This window comes from Mycobacterium avium subsp. avium, from assembly GCF_009741445.1.
Classification (GTDB): domain Bacteria; phylum Actinomycetota; class Actinomycetes; order Mycobacteriales; family Mycobacteriaceae; genus Mycobacterium; species Mycobacterium avium.
The window spans coordinates 824,221-849,503 of record NZ_CP046507.1 but is presented as its reverse complement, the minus strand read 5'-3'; the positions used below and the strand labels follow the sequence as shown (position 1 = coordinate 849,503).

At 68.9% G+C, this 25,283-nt stretch carries 22 protein-coding genes and 1 pseudogene; 7 read left to right on the top strand and 16 right to left on the bottom strand.

Annotated features, from left to right (window positions below; translation table 11 throughout):
* Window positions 1-60 precede the first annotated feature (60 nt).
* Window positions 61-1,365: an MFS transporter gene (locus MAA44156_RS04240; RefSeq protein ID WP_009978238.1), complete on the top strand. Its 1,305-nt coding sequence runs from the start codon at window positions 61-63 to the stop codon at window positions 1,363-1,365.
* On the opposite strand, the gene MAA44156_RS04235 is transcribed toward MAA44156_RS04240, so the two are convergent.
* Together MAA44156_RS04235 and serA are read right to left on the bottom strand one after the other, a co-directional pair.
* The gene (locus MAA44156_RS04235; RefSeq protein ID WP_009978239.1) at window positions 1,265-2,275 is read right to left on the bottom strand and encodes a 3-isopropylmalate dehydrogenase; all 1,011 of its coding nucleotides are present in this window, start codon (window positions 2,273-2,275) and stop codon (window positions 1,265-1,267) included. The two genes, MAA44156_RS04240 and MAA44156_RS04235, sit on opposite strands and share 101 nt — an antisense overlap.
* Window positions 2,276-2,324: 49 nt before the next feature.
* The gene (gene serA, locus MAA44156_RS04230) at window positions 2,325-3,911 is read right to left on the bottom strand and encodes a phosphoglycerate dehydrogenase (protein ID WP_009978240.1); all 1,587 of its coding nucleotides are present in this window, start codon (window positions 3,909-3,911) and stop codon (window positions 2,325-2,327) included.
* Window positions 3,912-3,940: 29 nt separating this feature from the next.
* On the opposite strand from serA, the gene MAA44156_RS04225 reads away from it, so the two are divergent.
* Window positions 3,941-5,368 (top strand): phytoene desaturase family protein, encoded by a 1,428-nt coding sequence (locus MAA44156_RS04225; RefSeq protein ID WP_009978241.1) that lies wholly within the window; start codon window positions 3,941-3,943, stop codon window positions 5,366-5,368.
* The gene (gene wrbA, locus MAA44156_RS04220) at window positions 5,365-5,964 is read left to right on the top strand and encodes an NAD(P)H:quinone oxidoreductase (protein WP_003875007.1); all 600 of its coding nucleotides are present in this window, start codon (window positions 5,365-5,367) and stop codon (window positions 5,962-5,964) included. Before MAA44156_RS04225 ends, wrbA begins: the two co-directional genes overlap by 4 nt.
* A gap of 69 nt (window positions 5,965-6,033) precedes the next feature.
* On the opposite strand, the gene ilvC is transcribed toward wrbA, so the two are convergent.
* The 3 genes from ilvC to MAA44156_RS04205 all read right to left on the bottom strand — a co-directional run bounded on the left by ilvC (window position 6,034) and on the right by MAA44156_RS04205 (window position 9,472).
* Window positions 6,034-7,035, bottom strand: coding sequence for a ketol-acid reductoisomerase (ilvC, locus tag MAA44156_RS04215; RefSeq protein ID WP_003878743.1), 1,002 nt, complete (start codon window positions 7,033-7,035; stop codon window positions 6,034-6,036).
* Window positions 7,036-7,097: 62 nt separating this feature from the next.
* A complete protein-coding gene (gene ilvN, locus MAA44156_RS04210; protein WP_003878744.1) occupies window positions 7,098-7,604 on the bottom strand; it encodes an acetolactate synthase small subunit in 507 nt (168 codons plus the stop codon).
* Window positions 7,604-9,472, bottom strand: a complete 1,869-nt coding sequence (locus tag MAA44156_RS04205; protein WP_009978243.1) for an acetolactate synthase large subunit — start codon at window positions 9,470-9,472, stop codon at window positions 7,604-7,606. The genes ilvN and MAA44156_RS04205 overlap by 1 nt, the downstream gene beginning before the upstream one ends.
* 314 nt (window positions 9,473-9,786) lie before the next feature.
* Here MAA44156_RS04205 and MAA44156_RS04200 point away from each other — a divergent pair, with 314 nt between their 5' ends.
* Window positions 9,787-10,146, top strand: a complete 360-nt coding sequence (locus MAA44156_RS04200) for a PH domain-containing protein (protein ID WP_009978245.1) — start codon at window positions 9,787-9,789, stop codon at window positions 10,144-10,146.
* 18 nt (window positions 10,147-10,164) lie between these two features.
* Here the strand turns inward: MAA44156_RS04200 and MAA44156_RS04195 are convergent, their stop codons facing one another.
* Complete coding sequence (locus MAA44156_RS04195) at window positions 10,165-11,022, bottom strand: DoxX family protein (RefSeq protein ID WP_009978246.1); 858 nt, start codon at window positions 11,020-11,022, stop codon at window positions 10,165-10,167.
* A 231-nt stretch (window positions 11,023-11,253) separates the two neighbouring features.
* Here MAA44156_RS04195 and MAA44156_RS04190 point away from each other — a divergent pair, with 231 nt between their 5' ends.
* A complete protein-coding gene (locus MAA44156_RS04190; RefSeq protein WP_080555758.1) occupies window positions 11,254-12,384 on the top strand; it encodes a PQQ-dependent sugar dehydrogenase in 1,131 nt (376 codons plus the stop codon).
* Window positions 12,385-12,474: 90 nt separating this feature from the next.
* On the opposite strand, the gene gatB is transcribed toward MAA44156_RS04190, so the two are convergent.
* From gatB to gatC, 5 genes are all read right to left on the bottom strand, one after another.
* Complete coding sequence (gatB, locus tag MAA44156_RS04185) at window positions 12,475-13,986, bottom strand: Asp-tRNA(Asn)/Glu-tRNA(Gln) amidotransferase subunit GatB (RefSeq protein ID WP_003874999.1); 1,512 nt, start codon at window positions 13,984-13,986, stop codon at window positions 12,475-12,477.
* A gap of 10 nt (window positions 13,987-13,996) precedes the next feature.
* Entirely contained in the window at window positions 13,997-15,124 is a 1,128-nt protein-coding gene (locus tag MAA44156_RS04180) for a MinD/ParA family ATP-binding protein (protein WP_011725712.1), read from the bottom strand.
* A 129-nt stretch (window positions 15,125-15,253) separates the two neighbouring features.
* Window positions 15,254-16,285: an ATP-dependent 6-phosphofructokinase gene (locus tag MAA44156_RS04175; protein WP_003874997.1), complete on the bottom strand. Its 1,032-nt coding sequence runs from the start codon at window positions 16,283-16,285 to the stop codon at window positions 15,254-15,256.
* Window positions 16,286-16,326: 41 nt separating this feature from the next.
* Window positions 16,327-17,808 carry an Asp-tRNA(Asn)/Glu-tRNA(Gln) amidotransferase subunit GatA gene (gene gatA, locus MAA44156_RS04170; RefSeq protein ID WP_009978254.1) on the bottom strand — a complete coding sequence of 494 codons (1,482 nt, stop codon included), beginning with the start codon at window positions 17,806-17,808 and terminating at the stop codon, window positions 16,327-16,329.
* Complete coding sequence (gatC, locus tag MAA44156_RS04165; RefSeq protein WP_003874995.1) at window positions 17,805-18,101, bottom strand: Asp-tRNA(Asn)/Glu-tRNA(Gln) amidotransferase subunit GatC; 297 nt, start codon at window positions 18,099-18,101, stop codon at window positions 17,805-17,807. The genes gatA and gatC overlap by 4 nt, the downstream gene beginning before the upstream one ends.
* 126 nt (window positions 18,102-18,227) lie before the next feature.
* Between gatC and MAA44156_RS04160 the strand changes: the two genes are divergently transcribed.
* Entirely contained in the window at window positions 18,228-18,884 is a 657-nt protein-coding gene (locus tag MAA44156_RS04160; RefSeq protein ID WP_085978616.1) for an ACT domain-containing protein, read from the top strand.
* Between the two features lie 32 nt (window positions 18,885-18,916).
* Here the strand turns inward: MAA44156_RS04160 and MAA44156_RS04155 are convergent, their stop codons facing one another.
* Genes MAA44156_RS04155 through MAA44156_RS04145 form a run of 3 tightly spaced genes read right to left on the bottom strand, consistent with a single transcriptional unit; the run spans window position 18,917 to window position 22,761 of the window.
* On the bottom strand, window positions 18,917-19,351 hold the full coding sequence (locus MAA44156_RS04155; protein ID WP_003874993.1) for a hypothetical protein: 435 nt from the start codon (window positions 19,349-19,351) through the stop codon (window positions 18,917-18,919).
* Between the two features lie 48 nt (window positions 19,352-19,399).
* Window positions 19,400-22,318 carry an MMPL/RND family transporter gene (locus MAA44156_RS04150; RefSeq protein ID WP_023861060.1) on the bottom strand — a complete coding sequence of 973 codons (2,919 nt, stop codon included), beginning with the start codon at window positions 22,316-22,318 and terminating at the stop codon, window positions 19,400-19,402.
* Window positions 22,315-22,761 (bottom strand): MmpS family transport accessory protein, encoded by a 447-nt coding sequence (locus MAA44156_RS04145; protein WP_011725713.1) that lies wholly within the window; start codon window positions 22,759-22,761, stop codon window positions 22,315-22,317. The genes MAA44156_RS04150 and MAA44156_RS04145 overlap by 4 nt, the downstream gene beginning before the upstream one ends.
* A gap of 203 nt (window positions 22,762-22,964) precedes the next feature.
* Between MAA44156_RS04145 and MAA44156_RS04140 the strand changes: the two genes are divergently transcribed.
* Entirely contained in the window at window positions 22,965-23,483 is a 519-nt protein-coding gene (locus MAA44156_RS04140; RefSeq protein ID WP_009978260.1) for a pyridoxamine 5'-phosphate oxidase family protein, read from the top strand.
* 10 nt (window positions 23,484-23,493) lie between these two features.
* Here MAA44156_RS04140 and MAA44156_RS04135 read toward each other — a convergent pair whose 3' ends face one another.
* Both MAA44156_RS04135 and MAA44156_RS04130 read right to left on the bottom strand, forming a co-directional pair.
* Window positions 23,494-24,096, bottom strand: coding sequence for a TetR/AcrR family transcriptional regulator (locus tag MAA44156_RS04135; RefSeq protein WP_003874988.1), 603 nt, complete (start codon window positions 24,094-24,096; stop codon window positions 23,494-23,496).
* Between the two features lie 73 nt (window positions 24,097-24,169).
* Window positions 24,170-25,281: pseudogene (locus tag MAA44156_RS04130) on the bottom strand (cystathionine gamma-lyase).
* Window positions 25,282-25,283: the final 2 nt, after the last annotated feature.

Sequence of the window (25,283 nt, the reverse complement as noted above, 5' to 3'; positions counted from 1 at the left end):
ATGACCGGCAACGGCACACGTCCTACCCCTAAATATCCCGGCGGTATGCAAGCATGGGGAATGCAGACCGACCCCGTCGCCACGCCCGACGTCGGCGCCGGCACCCGCTGGTCGATCATGGTCGTTTCGCTGCTGGCGACGGCGAGTTCCTTTCTGTTCATCAACGGCGTCGCATTCTTGATCCCGTCGCTGCAAGGCGCGCGCGGGATTCGGCTCGACGAAGCCGGTCTGCTGGCCTCGATGCCCAGCTGGGGAATGGTGGTCACGCTCGTGGCGTGGGGCTACGTGCTGGACCGGGTCGGCGAGCGGGTGGTGATGACCACCGGCTCGGCGCTGACCGCACTGGCCGCCTACGCCGCGTCGTCGGCACACTCCATGGTACTGATCGCGGTGTACCTGTTTCTCGGCGGCATGGCGGCGGCCAGCTGCAACACGGCCGGCGGCCGACTGGTGTCGGCCTGGTTCCCCCCGCACCAGCGCGGGCTGGCGATGGGCATCCGCCAAACCGCGCAACCGTTGGGAATCGCGTTGGGCGCCATGGTCATTCCCGAGCTGGCCGAACACGGTCCGCAGGCGGGACTGCGCTTCACCGCGCTGGCATGCGTGTTCGGCGCGGTCGCCAGCGTGATCGGTATCGTCGACCCGCCGCGCAAGCCCCGCGCCAGCGCCAGCGATCAGGAACTCGCCAGCCCGTATCGAGGGTCGTTGACGCTGTGGCGAATTCACGCGGTGGCGGGCCTGATGATGATGCCGCAGACGGTGACGGTGACGTTCATGCTGGTGTGGTTGATCCGGAACCTGCACTGGTCCGTCGCGGCCGCCGGCGCATTGGTGACGCTCTCCCAGCTGCTCGGTGCGCTCGGCCGGGTCGCGGTGGGTCGCTGGTCGGACCGGCTCGGCTCGCGGATGCGGCCCGTCCGCTACATCGCGGCCGCGGCGGTGCTGGTTCTGCTGCTGTTGGCCTGGGCCGACTACCTCAATTCGCGGTGGCAGGCCGGCCTGATGGTGGCCATCTCGGTGATCGCGGTGCTCGACAACGGGCTGGAGGCCACCGCGATCACCGAATTCGCCGGGCCGTATTGGAGTGGACGCGCCCTGGGCATCCAGAACACCACCCAGCGGATGATGGCGGCCGCCGGTCCGCCGTTGTTCGGCGCGTTGATTTCGGCCGCGAAATATCCACCGGCATGGCTGTTGCGCGCGTTGTTCCCCTTGGCGGCGATGCCGCTGGTGCCGACGCGGCTGCTGCCGCCCGGCTTGGAAACTAGAGCGCGGCGGCAATCCGTTCGCCGACTTCGGTGGTGGCGGGCCGTTCGTTCCCACGCGTTGCCAGATATCGTTCGACGGCCCGGTCAACCCGGGTAGCGGCGGCGTCCTCGCCGAGGTGGGCGAGCAGCAGCGCCACCGACATGATCGCGGCCGTGGGATCGGCGACGCCTTGGCCGGCGATGTCGGGCGCGCTGCCGTGCACGGGCTCGAACATCGACGGATTGGTCCGGGTGCCGTCGATATTTCCACTGGCGGCCAAGCCAATTCCGCCGCACACCGCGGCCGACAGGTCGGTGATGATGTCGCCGAACAGGTTGTCGGTGACGATCACGTCGAAGCGGCCCGGATCGGTGACCATGAAGATGGTGGCGGCGTCGATGTGCTGATATGCCACCTCGACATCGGGGTAGTCCCGGCCGACCTCGGCCACGATGCGTGACCACAACTTGCCGGCGAAGGTCAGCACGTTCGTCTTGTGCACCAGCGTCAAATGCTTGCGGCGCCGCCGGGCGCGCTCGAAGGCGTCAACGACCACCCGGCGCACCCCGAAAGCGGTGTTCTGACTGACCTCGGTCGCGACTTCGTTGGGCGTGCCGACGCGGATGGCGCCGCCGGTCCCCGTGTAGGGGCCTTCGGTGCCCTCGCGCACCACCACGAAATCGATGTCGGGGTTTCCGGCCAGTGGGCTGCTCACTCCCGGATACAGCCGGCCGGGTCGCAAGTTGATGTGATGGTCCAGCTCAAAACGCAAGCGCAGCAACAGACCTCGCTCCAGCACGCCGCTGGGCACCGACGGATCGCCGATGGCGCCGAGCAGGATCGCGTCATGCGCGCGCAACTCGTCGATCACCGAGTCCGGCAGCAGCTCACCGGTGGCGTGGTAACGCCTTGCGCCCAGGTCGTATTCGGTCTTGTCCACACCGGGCAGCACCGCGTCGAGCACCTTGAGCGCCTCGGCCGTCACCTCCGGGCCGATCCCGTCGCCGCCGATCACCGCGAGTTTCATCGGCGCCGCTCCTCCTCATCGCTACCCTCTGCATCGTCGCCGGGGCGGTTCACGAGAGATCAACCACCTCAAGCTTGTTCGCGCCGACCGCCGCGCCGATGGCCGACCGCACATCGGCCGGCACGTCTTGATCCAGCCGCAGCAGAATCGTCGCGCCTGGGCCCTCGGCGTCCTCGGACAGCTGCGCGGCTTGGATGTTCACCCCGGCCGAGCCCAACAGGGTGCCGATCTTGCCCAGCGCACCGGGCTGGTCGACATAGTTGATCACCAGGTTGATGCCGCGGGCGCGCAGGTCGAAGTTGCGGCCGTTGATCTGCACGATCTTCTCGACCAGCTGCGGCCCGGACAGCGTTCCCGCGACGTTGACGACGGTGCCGTCGTGCGACACCGCGCGGACGTCGACCACGCTGCGGTGGTTGGGGCTTTCCGAGGCGGTGCTGATCTCGGCGGTGACGCCGCGCTCTTCGGCCAGCGCCGGCGCGTTCACGAACGTCACGGGCCCCTCCACGACGGCGGAGAACAACCCCCGCAGAGCCGAAAGTTTCAGCACCTCAACGTCTTCCGACGCCAACTCGCCGCGCACCTGCACCGACAGCGACACCGGCGGGCCGTCGGACAGCGTGGCGGCCAGCAGGCCGAGCTTGCGCACCAGGTCCAGCCAGGGCGCCACCTCCTCGTTCACCGTGCCCCCGGCGACGTTGACCGCGTCGGGAACGAATTCCCCGGCCAGAGCGAGCTTTACGCTCGCGGCGACGTCGGTGCCCGCCCGATCCTGCGCCTCGGTGGTGGACGCACCCAGATGCGGCGTGACCACCACCTGCGGCAGCTCGAACAGCGGGCTGTCGGTGCACGGCTCCTTGGAGAACACGTCCAGGCCGGCCGCGCGCACGTGGCCGCTGCGCACCGCGTCGGCCAGCGCCGCCTCGTCGACCAGGCCACCGCGGGCGGCGTTGACGATGATGACGCCCGGCTTGGTCTTGGCCAGCGCGTCCTTGTCGATCAGCCCCGCCGTCTCGGGGGTCTTGGGCAGGTGCACGGAGATGAAGTCGGCGCGGGCCAGCAGCTCGTCCAACGACAACAGCTCGATACCCAGCTGCGCGGCGCGGGCCGGCGACACGTACGGGTCGTAGGCGATGAGGTGAGTGCCGAAGGCGCTGAGCCGCTGGGCAACCAGCTGCCCGATCCGGCCCAGCCCGACGACGCCGACCGTCTTGCCGAAGATCTCGGTGCCCGAGAAGGACGACCGCTTCCAGGTGTGCTCGCGCAGCGAGGCGTCGGCCGCCGGGATCTCGCGCGCGGCGGCCAGCAGCAGCGCCAGCGCGTGCTCGGCGGCGCTGTGGATGTTCGAGGTCGGCGCGTTGACCACCAGCACCCCGCGCTCGGTGGCGGCGTCCACGTCGACGTTGTCCAGGCCCACCCCGGCGCGCGCGACGATCTTCAGCTTGGGCGCGGCCGCCAGCACCTCGGCGTCGACGGTGGTGGCCGAGCGCACCAGCAGCGCGTCGGCCTCCGGCACGGCCGCCAGCAGCTTCTCCCGGTCGGGCCCGTCTACCCAGCGCACTTCGACCTGGTCACCCAGGGCCGCGACGGTTGATTCGGCGAGTTTGTCGGCAATGAGTACAACTGGCAGATTCACCCGGCCAGCCTATCGGCTGTAATTGACGGGTGGACGTCACCATCGTCGGCAGCGGACCCAACGGGCTGACCGCTGCGCTCATCTGCGCCCGGGCCGGCCTGAAAGTGCAGGTCGTGGAAGCTCAACCGACCTTCGGTGGCGGCGCGCGCACCGCGGCCGACCCCGACTCAGCGGGAGTTTTGCACGACATCTGCTCGGCGGTGCATCCGCTGGCACTGGCCTCGCCGTTCTTCGCCGAGTTCGACCTGCCCGCCCGCGGCGTGCAACTGGCGGTGCCGGAGATCTCCTACGCCAACCCGCTGCCGGGCCGCCCGGCGGCGATCGCCTACCGCGATCTGGACCGCACCTGCGCCGAACTGGAGCACGGCGCGTCCTTCCGGCGGTTGCTCGGCCCGTTGGTCGCCCGCTCCGAGGACGTGGTGGCCCTGCTGCTGGGCGACAAGCGTTCGCTGCCGAACTCGCCGACGTCGGCGTTGCGGCTCGGGCTGCGGATGCTCGCCCAGGGCACGCCCGCCTGGGGGACGCTGGCCGGCGAGGACGCCCGCGCGCTGTTCACCGGCGTTGCCGCCCATATCATTTCGCGGATGCCGTCGTTGACGGCGGCCGGCGCCGGGTTGATGCTGGCCACGCTGGCGCATTCGGTCGGCTGGCCGATCCCGGTCGGCGGCAGCCAGGCGATCACCGACGCGCTGATCGCCGACCTGCGCGCGCACGGCGGCGAACTCACCGCGGGCGCCGAGGTCACCAAACCTCCGGGCGGTGTGGTCGCCTACGACACAGCGCCGACCGCCCTGCTGCGGATCTACGGTGACGCTCTGCCACCCCGGTACGCGAAAGCGTTGCAGCGCTACACCTTTGGGCCCGGCGTCGCGAAGGTCGACTTCGTGCTTTCCGACGAGATCCCGTGGTCGGACCCGCGGCTGCGGCAGGCCCCCACCCTGCACCTGGGCGGCACCCGGGAGCAGATGGCCCGCGCCGAAGCCGACATCGCCGCCGGCCGGCACGCGCAGTGGCCGATGGTGCTGGCCGCCTCCCCGCACGTCGCCGACCCCGGCCGCATCGACGCCGCCGGCCGTCGCCCGTTCTGGACCTACGCCCACGTGCCGGCGGGGTCCACACTCGACGCCACCGAGGCCGTCACCGCGGTGGTCGAGCGGTTCGCGCCCGGTTTCCACGACGTCGTGGTCGCGGCGCGCGCGATACCGGCCGCCCGGTTGTGCGATCACAACGCCAACTACGTGGGCGGCGACATCGGGATCGGCGGCAACTCCGCGTGGCGGGCGATCGCGGGGCCCACGCCACGGGTAAACCCTTGGAGCACACCGATTCCCAAGGTGTATCTGTGCTCCGCGGCCACCCCGCCCGGCGGGGGCGTGCACGGCATGGCCGGCTACTACGCCGCCCGCACGCTGTTGCGCCGCGAGTTCGGCCTCGACATGCCTAGGCTGGCTCCATGACCAAACTCGCGATCATCTACTACTCGGCCACCGGACATGGCACCACGATGGCGCGACGCGTCGCCGCGGCCGCCGAGTCGGCCGGGGCGCAGGTCCGGCTGCGGCACGTCGCCGAAACCCAGGACCCGGAATCGTTCGCCCACAATCCGGCCTGGACGGCCAATTACCAAGCGACGAAAGACCTTCCGGCGGCCACCGGCGACGACATCGTCTGGGCCGACGCGGTGATCTTCGGCTCCCCGACCCGCTTCGGCTCGCCCGCCGCGCAACTGCGCGCGTTTCTCGACTCGCTGGGCGGACTGTGGGCGCAAGGCAAGCTCGCCGACAAGGTGTATGCGGCGTTCACCTCGTCCAACACCCTGCACGGCGGCCAGGAAACCACGCTGCTGTCGCTGTACATCACGCTGATGCATTTCGGGGGCATCATCGTGGCGCCGGGCTACACCGATCCGTCCAAGTTCGTCGACGGCAACCCGTACGGGGCAAGCCTGGTCACCACCCACGACAACATCCACGAGTTCGACGAGCCCACCGCGAACGCCCTCGACCATCTGGCCCGCCGGGTGGTCGAGACGGCGGGACGGCTGGCTTCCTAGCTGACGAACGTCACGCCAGCGTGACACCGGTGACCGAGTGTCACGCCAGCGTGACGGTCGACGAAAGCGCTAGGCCGTCTCGGTGATCGGCCGGTCGACCCAGCTCATCAGGTCGCGCAGCCGCTTGCCGACCACCTCGATCGGGTGCTCGGCGTTCTCCTTGCGCAGCTGCTCGAGTTGCTTGTTGCCGCCCTCGACGTTGGCGACCAGCTTCTTGACGAAGTCGCCGTTCTGGATGTCGCGCAGGATCTCCCGCATCCGGTCCTTGGTCCCGGCGTCGATGACGCGGGGCCCGGACAGATAGCCACCGAACTCCGCGGTGTCGGACACCGAGTAGTTCATCCGCGCGATGCCGCCCTCGTACATCAGGTCGACGATCAGCTTGAGCTCGTGCAGCACCTCGAAGTACGCCATCTCCGGCGGGTAGCCCGCCTCGACCATCACGTCGAAACCGGCCTTCACCAATTCCTCTGTGCCACCGCACAACACGGCCTGCTCACCGAACAGGTCGGTCTCGGTCTCGTCCTTGAAGGTGGTCTTGATGACGCCGGCCCGGGTGCCGCCGATGGCCTTGGCGTAGGACAGCGCCAGCGCCTCGCCCTTGCCGGTCGGGTCCTGGTCGACGGCGATCAGGCAGGGCACGCCCTTGCCGTCGACGAACTGGCGGCGCACCAGGTGGCCGGGCCCCTTGGGGGCGACCATCGCGACGGTGACCTCGGCGGGCGGCTTGATCAGGCCGAAGTGGATGTTGAGCCCGTGACCGAAAAACAATGCGTCGCCGTCCGACAGGTTCGGCTCGATGTCGTTTTTGAAGATGTCGGCCTGCGCGGTGTCGGGGGCCAGCAGCATGATGACGTCGGCCCACTTGGCCACCGCGGCCGGGGTGTCGACGTCGAGGCCCTGCTCGGAAACCTTGGCGCGCGACTTCGAACCCTCCTTCAGGCCCACCTTCACCTGCACGCCGGAGTCGCGCAGGCTCAGCGAGTGCGCATGCCCCTGGCTGCCGTATCCGATGACGCCGACCTTGCGACCCTGGATGATGGTCAGGTCCGCATCGTCGTCGTAGAACATCGGCAATGTCTCCCCGGACGGGTTAGCCACTTCACTATCTCCTTCTCGTTGCAGCTGAAAACTTACTTGGCCGTGCCGATTCCGCGCGGACCGCGGGACAGCGACACCACTCCCGATTGGACGATCTCACGGATGCCGAAGGGCTCCAGCACCCGCAGCAGCGCCTCGATCTTGCCGCGGTCACCGGTGGCCTCGATCGTCAGCGCCTCCGGCGAAACGTCAATCACCTTGGCGCGGAACAGGTTCACCGCCTCGATCACCTGACTGCGGGTGCCGGCGTCGGCGCGCACCTTGATCAACGCCAATTCCCGCGACACCGAGTTGCCGTCCTCCAGCTCAACGATCTTGATGACGTTGATCAGCTTGTTGAGCTGCTTGGTGATCTGCTCGAGCGGGGTCTCCTCGGCGGAGACCACGATCGTCATCCGCGACATGTCCTTCTGCTCGGTGGCACCGACCGCAAGCGATTCGATGTTGAAACCGCGCCGGCTGAACAGCGCCGCCACCCGGGCGAGCACACCCGGTTTGTCTTCGACCAGCACCGACAGCGTGTGCGTCTGCGGACTCATCAGGCGTGCCCTTCGGTCTCGTCGTCGAACAGCGGGCGGATCCCGCGGGCGGCCTGGATCTCGTCGTTGCTGGTGCCGGCGGCCACCATCGGCCACACCTGCGCGTCGGCGCCGACGATGAAGTCGATCACCACCGGCCGGTCGTTGATCGCCCGGGCAGCGTTGATCACGTCGACGACGTCTTCCTCACGCTCGCAACGCAATCCGACGCAGCCCAGCGCCTCGGCGAGCTTGACGAAGTCCGGGATGCGGTGCGAGTGGGTGGCCAGATCCGTTTGCGAATACCGCTCTTCGTAGAACAGGGTCTGCCACTGGCGCACCATGCCCAGGTTGCCGTTGTTGATCAGCGCCACCTTGATCGGGATGCCCTCGACGGCGCAGGTGGCCAGCTCCTGGTTGGTCATCTGGAAACAACCGTCGCCGTCGATCGCCCACACCTCGGCCTCCGGACGGCCCATCTTGGCGCCCATCGCGGCCGGAATGGCGAACCCCATGGTGCCCAGGCCGCCGGAATTGAGCCAGGTGCGCGGCTTCTCGTAGGAGATGAATTGGGCCGCCCACATCTGATGCTGACCCACGCCCGCCACGTACAGGGCGTCCGGCCCGGCGATCTGGCCCAGCTTCTCGATGACGTACTCGGGCCCGAGGCTGCCGTCGCTCTGCGGGCCGTAGCTCAGCGGATAGGTGGACTGGACGTCGTCGAGGTAGGCCCACCAGTCGGCGATGTCGAGATTGCCGGGCGCCCCGTCGTGGCGCAGCATCTCGACCAGTTCGGCGATGACGGCCTTGACGTCGCCGACGATCGGCACGTCGGCATGCCGGTTCTTGCCGATCTCGGCCGGGTCGATGTCGGCGTGGATGACCTTGGCTTCCGGGGCGAAGGTGTCCAGCTTGCCGGTCACCCGGTCATCGAACCGCGTACCCAGCGCGATCAGCAGGTCGCTGCGCTGCAGGGCCGCCACCGCCGCGACGGTGCCGTGCATCCCGGGCATGCCCAGGTGCTGACGGTGGCTGTCCGGGAACGCGCCGCGGGCCATCAGCGTGGTCACCACCGGGATGCCGGTCAGCTCGGCCAGTTCGCGCAGCTGCTCGCTGGCCTCCCCGCGGATGACACCGCCGCCTACGTACAGCACCGGTTTGCGGGCGGCCGCGATCAGCTTGGCGGCTTCCCGGATCTGCCGGCTGTGCGGTTTGGTGGTCGGCTTGTACCCGGGCAGGTGGATGCGCGGCGGCCAGCTGAACGTGCACTGGCCCTGCAGCACGTCCTTGGGGATGTCGACGAGCACCGCGCCGGGGCGGCCGGAGGCGGCGATGTGGAACGCCTCGGCAAGCACCTGCGGGATTTCGTTGCCGGAGCGGACCAGGAAGTTGTGCTTGGTGATCGGCATGGTGATGCCGGAGATGTCGGCCTCCTGGAAGGCGTCGGTGCCGATCAGCGTGCGTCCCACCTGGCCGGTGACGGCGACGACGGGGATCGAGTCCATCTGGGCATCGGCCAACGCCGTGACCAGGTTGGTGGCGCCCGGACCGGAGGTGGCCATGCAGACACCGACCTTGCCGGTGGCGTGCGCGTAGCCGCTGGCGGCGTGACCGGCGCCCTGCTCGTGGCGGACCAGCACGTGCCGCAGCTTCTTGGAGTCGAACAGCGGGTCATAGACCGGCAGCACCGCGCCGCCGGGAATGCCGAAGATCACCTCGACGCCGAGCTCCTCCAGCGATCGGATCACCGATTGCGCGCCGGTAACTTGTTCGGGCCCAATGCGTTTCGGCTTGCCGGCGGCGGGCTTCGCGGCCGGGGCCGGCGGGGCCGGGGCGATGCCGGCAGCGCCGGGTGCGTCGGGGGCGGGCCGCCTGGTGGGAGCGCTCACTGTCGATCAGTCCTTATTCACTCTGGGAGTCTCGCGGGGCAACAAAAAACCCCCGACAGCTTGTGCTGCACGAGGGTTGCGCGTTGGTGCTGGATTGCTTCACATGCTGACGGGCAACTCAGGCACCAACGCGCCTAATTACTACGAGCATCCCGGGCTTTCCGGCGGTATCCATAGCGCTCGACGGTAGTCTTCGCACAGCTCAGCAGTCAAATCCGTGGCCGTGGGCGCCCCGCTGCTCAGGGTGAAATGATGGTCGGGTGGCCCGTGGTTCGTCGTCCCCAGTACCGTCCCCACCGCCCGCTGCGGCCCCGGTGGTGATCAAGGTGTCACCCGTCGCGCACCTGGCCGTCGGGTTTTTGACCTTGGGCCTGCTGATACCGGTGATGCTCTGGCCGCCGTCGGCGCCGTTGCTGCTGCTGCCGGTGCTGCTTTCGGCGCTGATCGTGCGGTTGCGGACCGTCGCCGACGATCACGGCGTGACCGTGCGCACGCTGCTGGACAGCCGGACGGTGCGCTGGGACGACATCGACGGGCTGCGTTTCCATCGTGGTTCCTGGGCGCGCGCCCGCCTGAAAAGCGGCGACGAGCTGCGCCTGCCGGCGGTCACGTTCGCGACGCTGCCGGAGCTGACCCGGGCCAGCGCCGGCCGGGTGCCCAACCCGTACCAGTGAAACCGGTGAAAACGCCGCTCAGCCGATCGGATTCACGCCGTTGAGCGCCACCCACACCCCGACACCGGCGGCGATGCCGGCCAGCAGGGCGACGAACGACCCGATGAAGGGCCGGTGCGCCCAGCCGCGCCGCGCGTCCAGGCCGTAGCGGCCCGGTCCGCACAGGATGACCGCGGTCGCCATCACGATGAGGGTGATCTGGTATTCGTGCCCCTGGGGCAGGAAGAACGAGAAGGTGTGCGCGTGCGGCCGCGCCGAGATCGTCGCCAACAGGCCGTTGATCAAGAACGCCAGCGCGCCCGCCGCGGCCAGCGGGGTGAACAGGCCCAGCACCAGCAGCACCCCGGCCACCAGCTCGCCGCCGGCACTGACGTAGGCCAGGATGTCGGCGTGCTGGTAGCCGACGTCGGACAGTGAGTTCCGGAGTCCCGTCACGCCCGAGCCGCCCCACCAGCCGAACAGCTTCTGCAGCCCGTGGGCGCCCAGCACCACGCCCAGCCCGGCCCGCAACACCAGCAAACCCAGGTGCTGGGTTCCGCGCCGGCCGACGTCGAGCAACCGGTCGTGGTGCTCGTCGTCGTCGTCGGTGGGCTCGGGGGCCGCGTGCCGGGCCGCCGAATGCGGCTGGACGTAGGGCAACGGCTCCTGCTGTTCGAGCAGGTGGTAGCCCGCGGCCCCGGAGCCGGCGACCGCTGCGGCGCCGCCGTAGGGGATGACGGTGGTGGTCCCGGTGGACGGATTGAAGTCGCCGGGGTATCCGACCGGGGTCAGGTCATCTTCGGGATCGACCAGCCGTGCCGAGGCGGGGCGTCCCGGGGTTGGCTCCGGGGATTCGCCGGGCCGCTGCCAATGTGCGTCATTCGGTTGACTGGTCACGGGTGTCAGGGTAAGGGCAGTTGGCCCCGAATTGGGGATTTGAGCGGCGCTTTCGCCAGGCAATCGGCGGTTTGCCCGCCAAATGGGCCCGCCGGGGCCCGAAATCGGCCCGCCGGCCCGTTTTGAGGGCCGGTGCCGGGCGGGCCGAACGCGCTCTCAATGCCGCTTTCGGGGCCGGACATGCGGGACGCGTGTGGCGGCGGGGTCGGCAATGTCCGTAGCCTGACGGTCATGCGAGGAGGGCGATCAGGGCGGTCGGTGCGGCGCGGGCTCGCTGCGCTGTGCGGCCTCGTGCTGCTGACGAGCGGGTGCGCACGCTTCAACGACGCGCAGTCGCAGCCGTTCACCACGGCCCCCGAGCTCAAGCCGCAGCCGAGCTCGACGCCTCCCCCGCCGCCGCCGCTGCCGCCCACCCCGTTCCCCAAGGCCTGTCCGGCTCCCGGGGTGATGCAGGGCTGCCTGGAGAGCACCAGCGGCCTGATCATGGGCCCCGACAGCAAAACCGCCCTGGTCGCCGAGCGCACCACCGGCGCGGTCAAAGAGATCTCGGTCAGCGCGGAGCCGAAGGTGAAGACGGTCATCCCGGTCGATCCGTCCGGGGACGGCGGGTTGATGGACATCGTGCTGTCGCCGACGTATCAGCAGGACCGCCTGATGTACGCCTACGTCAGCACGCCGACCGACAATCGGGTCATCCGGGTGGCCGACGGCGACATCCCCAAGGACATCCTGACCGGGATTCCCAAGGGCGCCACCGGCAACACCGGCGCGCTGATGTTCACCAGCCCCACCACGCTGGTGGTGCTGACCGGCGATGCGGGCAATCCCGCGCTGGCCGCCGATCCCAAGTCGCTGGCCGGCAAGGTGCTGCGCATCGAGCAGCCCACCACCGTCGGGCAGGCGCCGCCGACCACCGCGCTGTCCGGGGTCGGCTCCGGCGGCAGCCTGTGCACGGACCCGGTCGACGGCTCGCTGTACGTCGCCGACCGCACCCCGACGGCGGACCGGTTGCAGCGCATCACCAAGACCTCGGACGTCTCCACGGTGTGGACCTGGCCGGACAAACCCGGCGTGGCCGGGTGCGCGGCGATGGACGGGACCGTGCTGGTGAACCTGATCAACACCAAGATGACGGTCGCGGTGCGGCTGGCGCCGAACACCGGCGCGGTCACCGGCGAACCCGACGTGGTGCGCAAGGACACCCACGCGCACGCCTGGGCGCTGCGCATGTCGCCGGACGGAAACGTCTGGGGCGCAACGGTCAACAAGACGGCCGGGGACGCCGAGAAGCTGGACGACGTGGTGTTCCCGCTGTTCCCGCAGGGCGGCGGCTTCCCGCGCAACAACGACGACAAGACCTAACTGTCGACGCGTCGAGCGTGGGCCCTGGGTACGAAATTTGTTGATTAGTGGGCCTTTTCCCACACGCTCGGCGAGCTGCGGGTGCTCAGCCTAGCCTTGGCCGCAGGCGGCCAGCACCAGTTCGCGCACCCGCGCGGCGTCGGCCTGCCCGCGGGTGGCCTTCATCACCGCCCCGACGATCGCGCCGGCCGCCGCGATCTTGCCGCCGCGGATCTTCTCCGCCACATCGGGATTGGCGGCCAACGCCTCGTCGACCGCGGCCTGGGTGACCGAGTCGTCGCGCACCAGCTCGAGGCCTCGGGCGTTCATCACCTGGTCGGGTTCGCCCTCCCCGGCCAGCACGCCTTCCACGACCTGGCGGGCCAGCTTGTTCGAGAGTTTGCCCTCGTCGACCAGGGCGATCACCGCGGCCACCTGGGCGGGGCTGATGTTCAGTTCGTCCAGCCCGATGTTGGCCTCATTGGCCTTTTGCACCAAGAAGTTTCCCCACCAGGCGCGGGCCTGCTCACTGGGTGCGCCGTGCTTGACGGTCTCGATGACCAGGTCCACCGCGCCGGCGTTGACCAGATCGCGCATCACCTCGTCGGAAACGCCCCACTCCTGCTGAATCCGCTTGCGGCTCAACCACGGTAGCTCGGGGATGGTCAGCCGCAGCCGCTCCACCAGTTCGCGGCTGGGCGCAACGGGCTCCAGGTCGGGCTCGGGGAAGTAGCGGTAGTCCTCGGCGGTCTCCTTGACGCGCCCGGGGCTGGTGTAGCCCGCTTCGTGAAAGTGGCGGGTTTCCTGGGTGATCCGGCCGCCCGAGGCCAGAACCGCGGCCTGGCGCTGCATTTCGTAACGCACCGCCACTTCGACGCTCTTGAGCGAGTTGACGTTCTTGGTTTCGGTGCGGGTTCCGAACTCGGCGGTGCCGATCGGTTTCAGCGACACGTTGGCGTCGCAGCGCATGGAGCCCTGATCCATCCGGACGTCGGATACACCCAAGGCGCGCAACAGGTCTCGTAAAGCCGTCACATACGCCCGGGCGATCTGCGGTGCGCGCTCTCCCGCGCCGACGATGGGTTTGGTGACGATCTCGATCAACGGCACACCGGCACGGTTGTAGTCGATCAGCGACGTCGTCGCGCCGTGAATGCGGCCCGTCTCGCTGCCGATGTGGGTGAGCTTGCCGGTGTCCTCCTCCATGTGCGCGCGTTCGATGTCCACCCGCCAGGTGGTGCCGTCGTCCAGCGGCGCCTCCAGGTAGCCGTTGATGGCGATGGGCTCGTCGTACTGCGAAATCTGGTAGTTCTTCGGCATGTCCGGGTAGAAGTAGTTCTTCCGGGCGAACCGGCACCAGGGCACGATCTCGCAATTGAGTGCCAGCCCGATCCGGATGGCCGACTCGACCGCGGCCTGGTTGAGCACCGGCAGCGAGCCGGGCAGCCCCAGGCACACGGGGCACACCTGGGTGTTGGGTTCGGCGCCGAACGCGGTGGTGCAGCCGCAGAACATCTTGGTCACCGTGGACAGCTCGACGTGCACCTCGAGCCCGAGCACCGGATCGAAACGCGCGATGACGTCGTCGTAGTCCATAAGCTCGGCGTTGGCGGCAACACTCATGGCGTCGATCCTAGTGGGGACCGCGACCGCGCTGCTCTCCCCTGCCCGGGAACATATCGGCCAGTGCGGCCGCCATCTCGAGGTAGCTGCGCCGGCTTTCCTTGCTCAACCGGTCCAGCGCGATCTTTCTGCCCTCGTGCACGTGCCGGTCGAACGGCAACACCACGGTGGCGCCGACCCGGGCGGACAGCCGGTCGAGTTCGGTGACGGCCACCGCGTCCACCTTGGCCGGCTCGACATGGTTGACGGCCAGCACGGTCGAGCGCATCAGTTGCTGATACCCGTTGTGGCGCAACCACTCCAGCGTGGTCTGGGTCTTGCGGATGGCGTCGATCGCCGGGCTGGTGACCACCACCAGCGCTCGCGACTCCGGCAGGACCGCTTCCATCACACTGGAATTGAGCGCCTTGACACAATCGACCAACACCACCGAGTAGTGGTTGCGCAGCATCGAAAACGCCTTGACGACGTCCTGGCGCTCCAGCCGCCAGTCGGTGCGCGCATAGTCCGGCAACCCGAGCACTTCCAGCCCGAAGCCGTTCATGTAGGTCAGCGCCCGGATGTCCTCGTACCGGGTCGCCGGGCCGTCGCGCAGCAGGTCGGCCATGCTGTGCGGGTTGTGCCGGCCGTGCCGCTCCGCGAGATCTCCGGCGTCGATGTCCAGGGCGAGCACCCGGTCGTCGCGCACGGCGGCGAAGGTGGAACCGAGCGCCTCCACCACCGCCGTCTTGCCGACCCCGCCCTTGAGGTTGAGCACGGCGATGGGAAAGGCGGCGCCGACTGCCGCCCGAATGCGGGCCCGGAGTTCGTTTTCGTAGGTGGCTTCCTTGCCCGGGCCGAGGTCGATTCCGGTGAGGCGATGCACCAGGCCCCGCCAGTCGAACCGGGCCGCCTCGTCCTCCCGCTGGTCGAAGCGGTCCAGCGCGGTGGCGCCCAGCGTCGGCGTCGGCCGAGCGGGCGGCGAAACCCGCTGGGACGGCGCGGGCGGCCGGCGACCGGCCGGGCCGTGCGGTTGCGGGACGGTGGCGGCCGCCGGGTCGTTGCCGGGGCGCCATCCGGGCGAGCGCGGCACGCCCGGCGGCCCCGCCGATGCAGCGGGCTGCTGAACGGCTCCGCGAATCGCACCGCGGTTGCGCATACCCCCGGTATAACCCTTATGACCGGGTCCGGAAACCACAAATAGGCGGTCAGTGCGTCAACCTGGACCGTTCGCCGGCGAATTCAGGCCGCGGTTGACTCGCCGCCACCGATTGTTTGCCCGGACCGCCTAACCGAAGAACGCGGCGGCGTCGTCGTAGCGGCTTTCGGGCACCAGCTTGAGCTGACGCACCGCGTCGGCCAGCGGCACCCGTCCGATGTCCTGCCCGCGCAGCGACACCATCTGGCCGTACTCCCCGGCGTGCGCGGCGTCGGCCGCGTTCACACCGAACCGGGTGGCCAGCACCCGGTCGTAGGCGGTCGGGGTGCCGCCGCGCTGCACGTGGCCCAGCACCGTCACCCGGACCTCCTTGTTGATCCGCTTCTCCACCTCGGCACCCAGCTGCGCGGCCACCCCGGTGAAGCGCTCATGGCCGAATTCGTCAATCCCGCCTTCCCGCAAGGAAATCGAACCGGGGATGGGTTTGGCACCCTCGGCGACGACGCAGATGAAATGCGAATCCCCGCGCTGGAAGCGACGTTTGACGAGCCGGCAGACTTCTTCGACGTCGAAGGGCTGCTCGGGGATCAGGGTCATGTGTGCGCCGGAGGCCAGTCCGGCGTTGAGCGCGATCCAGCCGGCGTGCCGGCCCATCACCTCCACCAGCATCACGCGTTGATGCGATTCGGCCGTGCTGTGCAGGCGGTCGATCGCGTCGGTGGCGACGGTCAAGGCGGTGTCGTGGCCGAAAGTCACGTCAGTGCAATCGATGTCGTTGTCGATGGTCTTCGGCACCCCGACCACGGGAACGTTCTCCTCGGAGAGCCAGTGCGCGGCCGTCAGCGTCCCTTCGCCGCCGATCGGGATGAGGACGTCGATCCCGTTGTCGTCGAGGGTCTGCTTGATCTGGTTCAGCCCGGCCCGCAATTTGTCCGGGTGCACGCGGGCGGTGCCCAGCATGGTCCCGCCCTTGGCCAGCAGCCGGTCGTTGCGGTCGTCGTTGTGCAACTGGATGCGCCGGTTCTCCAGCAACCCGCGCCAGCCGTCCTGGAATCCGACCACCGACGAGCCGTACCGGGAGTCGCAGGTCCGCACCACCGCCCGGATGACGGCGTTGAGCCCGGGGCAGTCGCCGCCTCCGGTGAGCACTCCGATCCGCATGACCTCATCTTGCCTGGGGCGGCGGCTTCATGGCGAGCGGCTTAGATCGCGCTGCGCAGCGGGCCGCGCGCGGCCTCGTAGGCGGCGCCGACCCGGTACAACCGGTCGTCGGCCAGCGCGGGCGCCATGATCTGCAACCCCACCGGCAGGTCGTCGTCGGGCGACAATCCGGATGGCACCGACATGCCGCAGTGCCCGGCCAGGTTCAGCGGCAGCGTGCACAGGTCGAACAGATACATGGCCAGCGGGTCGTCGACCTTCTCCCCCAGCCCGAACGCGGTGGTCGGGGTGGCCGGCGAGACCACCACGTCGACGGACTCGTACGCGGCGTCGAGATCGCGGGCGATCAGGGTGCGCACCTTCTGGGCCTGGTTGTAGTAGGCGTCGTAGTAGCCCGCGGACAGCGCGTAGGTGCCGATCATGATGCGCCGCTTGACCTCCGGGCCGAACCCGGCGGCCCGGGTCAGCGCCATCACCTCCTCGGCGCTGTGGCTGCCGTCGTCGCCGATGCGCAGCCCGTAGCGCATCGCGTCGAAGCGGGCCAGGTTGCTGGACACCTCCGAGGGCAAAATCAGGTAGTAGGCGGCCAGCGCGTACTCGAAGTGCGGGCAGTCGACCTCGCTGACCTCGGCGCCCAGCGCGGTCAACTGCTCGACGGCGGCCTCGAAGGAGGCCAGCACGCCGGGCTGATATCCCTCGCCGCGCAGCTGCTTGACCACCCCGACCCGAACACCCTTGAGGTCACCGGCCGCGCCGGCCCGGGCGGCGCCGACGACGTCGGGCACCGGCGCGTCGACGGAGGTGGAGTCGCGGATGTCGTGGCCGGCGATCACCTGGTGCAGCAGCGCGGTGTCGAGCACGGTGCGCGCGCACGGGCCGCCCTGATCCAGCGATGACGCGCAGGCCACCAGGCCGTACCGGGACACCGTGCCGTAGGTGGGCTTGACCCCGACGGTCGCGGTCAGCGCGGCGGGCTGCCGGATCGAGCCGCCGGTGTCGGAGCCGATCGCCAGCGGCGCCTGGAACGCCGCCAGCGCGGCCGCGCTGCCGCCGCCGGAACCGCCGGGCACCCGCTCGACATTCCACGGGTTGCGGGTCGGGCCGTAGGCCGAGTTCTCGGTCGAGGAGCCCATCGCGAACTCGTCCATGTTGGTCTTGCCCAGGATCGGGATGCCCGCGGCCCGCAGCTTCGTGGTGACGGTGGCGTCGTACGGCGAACGCCAGCCCTGCAGAATCTTGGACCCGCAGGTGGTGGGCATGTCGACGGTGGTGAAGACGTCCTTGAGCGCCAGCGGCACCCCGGCCAGCGGCGAGGGCAGCCGCTCGCCCGCCGCCACCGCCTCGTCGACGACCGCGGCCGCGCCCAGCGCCTCATCGGCGGCGACGTGCAAAAAGGCGTGGTAGCGCTCGTCGGTCGCCGCGATCTGGTCCAAACAGGCCTGGGTGGCCTCGACCGAGGACAGCTCCTTGGCGGCGATGCGGGCGGCCAGCGTCGCGGCGTCCGACCGGATGATCTCGTTCACTCGTCCCCCAGGATCTGCGGGACGGCGAACCGGCCGTCGACGGCTTCGGGCGCTTCGGCCAGCGCTTCGGCCTGCGTCAGGCAGGGCATCGGCTCGTCCGGGCGGGTGACGTTGAGGTCCTTCAGCGGGTTGTCGGTCGGTTCGACGCCGGTGACGTCGACCGCCTGCACCTGGCTGACGTGGGTGAGGATGGCGTCGAGCTGGCCGGCGAAGCTGTCGAGCTCGGCGTCCGTCAGCGCCAGCCGGGACAGCCGGGCCAGGTGCGCCACCTCATCGCGGGAGATCTGGGACACGATCGGAAAGCCTAGCCCGCCGCGTCCGCCGCGCTGGCGTGACGTTCGGCGGCCACCGCCACGCTGGCGTTACGCCCGGTTACGCCCGGCGGGCAGAACACCCCGGGCTGTGCAACAGTGTTGGCCGTGCCGTCCTATCTGTTGCGCATCGAGCTCCTCGACCGTCCGGGCAGCCTGGGATCGCTGGCAGTGGCGCTCGGTTCGGTGGGAGCCGACATCCTCTCGCTGGACGTGGTGGACCGCAGCTCGGGTTATGCGATCGACGACCTGGTGATCGAGCTGCCGGCCGGGGCCATGCCCGACACGTTGATCACCGCCGCCGAGTCACTGTCGGGGGTGCGGGTGGACAGTGTGCGTCCGCACACCGGTCTGCTGGAGGCCCACCGCGAGCTGGAACTGCTCGACCACGTCGCCGCGGCCGACGACAAGACGGCCAGGCTGCAGGTGCTGGTCGACGAGGCGCCCAAGGTGCTGCGGGTCAGCTGGTGCACGGTGTTGCGCAGCGCCGGCGGCGAGCTGCACCGCCTGGCCGGCAGTTCGGGCGCTCCGGAGACCAAGGCGGATTCGGCTCCCTGGCTGCCGCTGGAGCGGGCGATGACGCTGGACAGCAGCGGGGACTGGGTGCCCAAGGCGTGGCGCGATATGGACATGACGATGGTCGCGGCGCCGCTGGGTGACCCGCACACCGCGGTGGTGCTGGGCCGGCCGGGCCCGGAATTCCGGCCGTCGGAGGTCGCCCGGCTGGGCTATCTGGCCGGGATCGTGGCCACGATGCTGCGCTGATTCCCGCGCACGCCCGAATGATGTTGTCCCACTTAGGTTTTACTCGCCGCCACCACATTGGCCCTCGGCAGACGCCTTTTCAGGGCAGCGACCCGCAGTAGCTGAACGGTCAGGTTGGTGGCTCCCAGTATCGGGAACAACCCGATGTAGATGCGCAGCGATCTGACCCCGTGCAGTTCGAGGGTGCTGAACACGATGAAGCATCCGATGGTGAACACGGCGGCCGGGATCGAAAAGGCCAGCGGGGAACTGCGATCGGCGATTGTCTGCGCCGCGCAATCGAATTCCTCCTGCGACATCGGTTCGCCTTTGCGCAATTTGTCCAAAGCCCTTCTGGTGCCGCCGATCTCCTCACCGATCGGCGTGGGCTGGCGCCCCAGCAGCCGCTTCACGAAGGCGAAGACGAAGACGGCGAGCACCAATTCGGTCACGCCGGCGAGCACCGCCAGATAACCAAACAGGCCCAAGTTCCTTCACTCCTTTGCCGGACAAGGCGGTGTGGCATCGCCGGAGAACTAGCCGCGGGAATGCCTTGCTGCTGACGGTGTCTCGGGCGCGACGGCGGGGTCGCCGTCTTCCCAGAGCAGCAGCTGGCGAACCGCCGGCCGCGGACCGTACGGCCGCAGCATCGTGCTGGCCGGCCGGGGACGCACCCGCTGGGGCCACCAGAACCACCGGCCCAGCAGCGCGGCGACCGACGGCGTCATGAACGACCGCACGATCAACGTGTCGAACAACAGCCCCAGCGCGATCGTCGTCCCGATCTGACCCAGCACCAACAGCGAGGCGGAGACGAAGGAGGCCATGGTGAAGGCGAACACCAGTCCGGCGGAGGTCACCACCGCCCCGCTGCCCGCCATGGACCGGATGATGCCCGTGTTCAAGCCGGCGTGGATCTCCTCCCTGAACCGGGAGATCAGCAGCAGGTTGTAGTCGGATCCCACCGCCAGCAGGATGATGACGGACAGTGCCAGGCAGATCCAGTACAGCTTGATGCCGAGGATGTCCTGCCAAACCAGCACGGACAGGCCGAACGAGGCGCCCAACGACAGCGCCACCGTGCCGACGATGACGATCGCGGCGACCAGGCTTCGGGTGATGAGCACCATGATCAGCAGGATGAGGCTCAGCGCGGCGATCCCCGCGATCAGCAGGTCGTATTTGGCGCCCTCGGCGATGTCCTTGTACGTTGCGGCGGTGCCGGCGAGATAGATGTTGGAGTCCCCCAACGGCGTGTTCTTGACGGCCTGTTTGGCGGCGTTGCGAATCGGCTCGATGTGCGAAATGCCTTCGGGGGTGGCCGGATCGCCCTCGTGCGAGATGATCATGCGGGCGGCCTTGCCGTCCGGCGAGAGGAACAGTTTCAGTCCTCGTTTGAATTCGGGGTTGGTGAAGGCCTCCGGCGGCAAATAGAACGAATCGTCGTTCTTCGCGGCGTCGTACGCCTGGCCCAGTGCGGTGGCGGTATCGGTGTTCGCCCGGGTCTGGGCGTTGATCCCGAGGTTGGTGGCGTAGTTGGACAGTGTCAGCGCGAGGTTCTTCTCCTGATCGGCGATCTGGGGCGGCAACAGGGTCACCAGTTTTTGTTGGCCCGCGTCCAGCTTGTCCAGGCTGGCGGTGAGCTTTTCAAACTGCGCGCTCAGCTCGTCGATACCGTCGAGCGCGTCGAAGACGGATCGGAACGCGAAGCACGCCGGAATGTCGAAACAGTGCTTCTCCCAATAGAAATAGCTGCGCACCGGCCGGAAGAAATCGTCGAAGTTCGCGATCTTGTCCCGCAGGTCGTTGATGATGGCGATGGTGTCGTGAAAGCTCTGCGTCTCATCGTGGGTGGAGGCCGCGAGCTGCTTTTGCAGCGCATACTGCTGGTTGAGAATGCCGATCGTGTCTTTGAGGTTGTCGGCCTGTTTGAGCAGATCCTCGGCGCGCTCCTTCTGGTATTGCAGGTTTTCGATGCTGCCGATGCTGCCCGCGCTGATCTGGAATGCCAACGAGGTGTGTTCGATCGGGGTACCCAGGGGCCGGGTCATGGACTGGACCTGGGCGATGCCGGGAAGGTGCGCGATCGCTTTGGCGACGCGCTCCAAGTTGATCATGTCGGCCGGATTGCGCATGTCGTGATCGGTCTCGATCATCAACAGCTCGGGATTGAGCCGGGCCTGCGAGAAGTGCCGCTCGGCGGCCGTGTAGCCGGTGTTCGCCGGGGCGCTGGCCGGCATGTAGGGGCGGGCGTCGTAGTTCGTCCGATAGCCGGGCAGGGCGAGCAGGCCGACGAGGGCAACCCCGGTGGCCACCACCAGGATCGGGCCCGGCCAGCGCACGATCGCGGTGCCGATGCGCCGCCACCCCCGCGTCGCCATCTGGCGCTTGGGGTCGAAGAGCCCGAACAGGCTGCCCACCGTGATCACCGCGGGGGTCAGGCTGAGCGCGGCCGCCAGGGCGACCCCGATTCCTATCGCAGCCGGAATCCCCAGGCTCTGAAAGTAATTCAGCCGCGTGAAGCGCAGACACAACACCGCACCCGCCACCGTCAGCCCCGACCCCAGCACGACATGGGTGGTTCCGCGATACATGGTGTAGTAGGCGGTTTCGCGATCTTGCCCTTCGTGGCGTGCCTCGTGGTAGCGGCCGACGAAGAAGATCGCGTAGTCGGTGCCGGCGGCGATGACGAGCAGCGTGAGCAGGTTCGTCGCATACGTCGACAGCCCGATCAACCCGACGCTGCCCAGAAACGCCACGATGCCCCGGGCGGCGGCCATTTCGACGATCACGGTGACCAACACGAAAACCGCTGTGACGGAACGGTAAACCCATAGCAGCATGGCCAGGATCACCAGCACGGTGATCACGGTGACCTTGAAGATGCCCTTGCTGCCCACCTCGAACTGATCGGTGACCAGCGGCGCCGCCCCGGTCACGTACGCCTTGACCCCCGGTGGCGGCGGCGTGTGCTCCACGATATTGCGGATGGCGTCGACGGACTCATTGGCCAACGCATCGCCCTGGTTGCCGGCGAGATAGACCTGCACATAGGCGGCCTTGCCGTCCTTGCTTTGCGAGCCCGCCGCGGTCAGCGGATCGCCCCAGAAGTTCTGTACGTGCTCGACGTGTTTGGTGTCGCGTTCGAGCTTGCCGACCAACGCGTCGTAGAACCGGTGGGCGTCGTCGCCCAGCGGCTTGTCGCCCTCCAACACGATCATCGCCGCACTGTCGGAATCGTATTCGTGGAACACCTTGCCGATGTGCTGCATCGCCTGAAACGACGGCGCGGCCGGGGTGTTCAGGGACACGTTGTGGGCCTTGGCCACATCCTCCAGGTTCGGCACGGCGATGTTGGAGATGGCGGCCACCGCCACCCACACCAGCAGTATCGGTACCGAGAGACGACGAATCGTCTGCGCCACAACGGATCTGGTGGCCTGATCCGTGGTCATGCGGACTTCACCAGACAGAAGGTGTAGGCGTTCACCTGGTTGACGATCCTTTCGTCCTTGACGTCACCGTCCACCGTGATGCGACAGCCGAGCGAATCACTGTTGCCCTGCGCCACCAGGTTGCTGAAGGCCCCGGGCTGGGTCGTCACCATGGTCAACGACCATGGCAGGGCCGCGTTGAGCACCTGCCGCGGCTGGACATTGATGTCCACGTAGTTGATGGTCGCCACCGCCCCCGGGTTGCCGAACACCTCGAGGGTGATGTGCTTGGGGCTGAACGGCTCGGTCTGGTCGGAGATGCCGCCGGCGGCCGACGTGTTGTTGTGCGAGCCGAAGATGCCGTGCAGCCGGTAAACGCAGAACCCGGCGACGCCGACCACCACGACGACGACCAGCACCATCCACCCTCGCTTGACCAGCGACGCTATCGAAAAGCCTTTCACCCGTTAGCCTTTCGAATTCGGGTGACGGCTCACGCCCTAGGGCGAGCGCGGCTGCCAACGTCATCAGCGGGATCGACAGGTATCACAGTACGGTACGGGACCGTACTGTACAAGAGGGGCGCGGCGGGCAGTGGCGGGCGATGAATTCCGGTGCCGCCCCGGGTCGATAGCTGTATCCGCCCGGCCAACTGCGAGGAGTATTGATGCTGCCCACCCCGATTTCGGCGACGGACCTGAACATCTACGGCGACGCGGAGCTGCCATGGAGCCGGGTCCTCGAGGCGATGCGGGCCCTGCCCTCCCCCGAGACGCCGCAGTTCCTCGGCACCGTGCGACCCGACGGCAGTCCGCACGCGGCCGGCGTCGGCTCGATCGAGCATGCCGGCAACATCTATTTCACCAGCGGGCCGGCGACGCTGAAGTCCCGCAACCTGGTCGCCAATCCGGCCTGCACCCTGTCGGTGCGGCTGCCCGGGGTCGACCTGATCCTGCAGGGCGACGCGCACCGCACCACCGACGCCGGTGAGCTCGACGCGGTCACCGCGCTGTTCCGCGACGCCGGCTGGCCCTGCGAGCGCGACGGCGACGCCGTCGTGGCCCCCTACAGCGCCCAGAGCGCCGGGCCGCCGCCGTGGCACCTGTACCGATTCGTGCTGCGCGCCGCGGTCGGGGTCGCGCTCACCGAACCGCACGGCGCGACGCGCTGGGCCTTCTCCCCGTAGCCGCGTCGGGTCAGCGCGCGGTCAGGCCGGGGATGAGGAACCCGTCGACCAGCGCCTGCACGGTGCGGCGGCTGGGCGGCCGGGTGGGCACGATCGACCGGAAGATCAGGTAGCCGGGCAGCAGGTCCCAGAGTTCGTCGGAGATGGCGTCGGCGCTGATCTCGCCGCGGTCGACGGCCTGATGCAGCACGTGCTCGATCAAAGCCCGGCGCTGGTCCAGGAATTGGTGCTGCAGCGCGTCGTTGAGCGCCGGGTGCCGCGACACCTCGAACATCACCGCGCGGATGGTGCTGGCGTGGTGGCCGACCTGCTCGCAGACCGTCTCCCCCAGGGCCAGCAGGTCGCCGCGCAGCGTGCCGGTGTTCGGCGGGACGGCTACCTGGCGCACGCCCTCGATGAAGGCGGCCAGCACCAGTTCGGCCTTGGAGGGCCAGCGCCGGTACACGGTGGCCTTGCTGGCGTGGGCGGCGCCGGCCACCGCGTCCACCGTCAACTGGTCATAGCCGTGTTCCTGCAGCAACCGCAGGGTCACCGCCAGGATCTCGGCCTCGCGCGGCGACCACGGCGAGGCCTGCTCGCAGCGGTCGGCCGTCTGGGTCATAGCGCCCACCATAGATGCGCTCGGCCGGTGCCGACGAATTTCGGCGCCGCGAACCTCGCCGGATGGCCACGGCTGCAAAGGTCCGTCAGCGCAGGGTCAGCAGGGCCCGCTCGATGTCGGCGAGCAGGTCGTCGGTGTCCTCGATGCCCAACGAGATGCGCGCGAACCCGTCGGGGACCGCGTCTCCCCAGCGGGCCCGCCGGTCCACCGAGGTGTGCAAACCGCCGAAGCTGGTGGAGGCGATCAGCAGCTCGCTGCCGTCGAGGAGAGCGCGCACCGCGGCGGCGTCGGCCAGTTCGACGGCGACCAGGCCACCGAACCGGCGCATCTGGGCCCTGGCCACCGCGTGCCCCGGGTGCTCGGCCAGCCCGGGATAGCGCACCGCACGCACCGCCGGGTGGCGGGCCAGCAGCGTCGCCACCGCCCGCGCGTTCTGGCACTGGCGCTCGAAGCGCAGTCCGGCGGTTCCCAAGCTGCGCAACAGAAGCCACGCCTCGAACCCGCCCAGGATCGCCCCGGCGAGCAGCCGTTGGCGTTCCACCGCGGCCAGCAACTCGGGCCGGCTGCTGGCGACGTAGCCGGCCAGCAGGTCGCTGTGACCGGCCAACGCCTTGGTGGCGCTGGCCACCACCGCGTCGGCGCCCAGCGACAGCGGCTGCTGACCCAACGGCGTGGCCGCGGTGTTGTCGACCACCAGCCGCGCTCCCCGACCGTGACAGACGGTGGCCAGCCGGTGCAGATCGACCACGTCCAGCGCCGGATTGGTCGGCGTCTCGGCCAGCACCACGTCGGCGGTCGCGGCGGCGTCATAGATCTGCGCACTCGACGCCTCGATGACCGTCACACCCGCGGGCGCCAGGTCTTCGGCGGCGTGGCGGCGCACCTGGTAATAGCCGTCGGCCGGCACCACCACGGTCGACCCGGGCGGGGCGAGCGCGCGCAGCACGGCGCTGATGGCCGCATGCCGGAACCGAACACCAGCGCGCCGACGGCACCCTCGAGCTCGGCGAGCGCCGACTCCAGTTGCCGCCAGGTGGGATTGGAGTTGCGGCCATAGCTGTCCACGCCCGCGGTTTCGTCGCCGGACAGGTGATAGGTGGCGGCCAGCACCGGCTGCGGCGCCACCGGCTGGCCCGAAACAGCTTGAGGATCAACAGCTTTGAGGCTACGGGTGGAGTCACCGTAGTTGCCGCTCATCG

What these genes read in the sequence shown, in the direction of transcription:
- MAA44156_RS04135 (WP_003874988.1), bottom strand. Translation starts at nt 24,096, where the DNA reads ATGGTGGGCGCTATGACCCAGACGGCCGACCGCTGCGAGCAGGCCTCG.
- MAA44156_RS04140 (WP_009978260.1), top strand. Translation starts at nt 22,965, where the DNA reads ATGCTGCCCACCCCGATTTCGGCGACGGACCTGAACATCTACGGCGAC.
- gatB (WP_003874999.1), bottom strand. Translation starts at nt 13,986, where the DNA reads ATGAGTGTTGCCGCCAACGCCGAGCTTATGGACTACGACGACGTCATC.
- MAA44156_RS04190 (WP_080555758.1), top strand. Translation starts at nt 11,254, where the DNA reads ATGCGAGGAGGGCGATCAGGGCGGTCGGTGCGGCGCGGGCTCGCTGCG.
- MAA44156_RS04235 (WP_009978239.1), bottom strand. Translation starts at nt 2,275, where the DNA reads ATGAAACTCGCGGTGATCGGCGGCGACGGGATCGGCCCGGAGGTGACG.
- MAA44156_RS04175 (WP_003874997.1), bottom strand. Translation starts at nt 16,285, where the DNA reads ATGCGGATCGGAGTGCTCACCGGAGGCGGCGACTGCCCCGGGCTCAAC.
- ilvC (WP_003878743.1), bottom strand. Translation starts at nt 7,035, where the DNA reads ATGTTCTACGACGACGATGCGGACCTGACCATCATCCAGGGTCGCAAG.
- MAA44156_RS04150 (WP_023861060.1), bottom strand. Translation starts at nt 22,318, where the DNA reads ATGACCACGGATCAGGCCACCAGATCCGTTGTGGCGCAGACGATTCGT.
- MAA44156_RS04180 (WP_011725712.1), bottom strand. Translation starts at nt 15,124, where the DNA reads ATGCGCAACCGCGGTGCGATTCGCGGAGCCGTTCAGCAGCCCGCTGCA.
- MAA44156_RS04240 (WP_009978238.1), top strand. Translation starts at nt 61, where the DNA reads ATGCAGACCGACCCCGTCGCCACGCCCGACGTCGGCGCCGGCACCCGC.
- ilvN (WP_003878744.1), bottom strand. Translation starts at nt 7,604, where the DNA reads ATGAGTCCGCAGACGCACACGCTGTCGGTGCTGGTCGAAGACAAACCG.
- wrbA (WP_003875007.1), top strand. Translation starts at nt 5,365, where the DNA reads ATGACCAAACTCGCGATCATCTACTACTCGGCCACCGGACATGGCACC.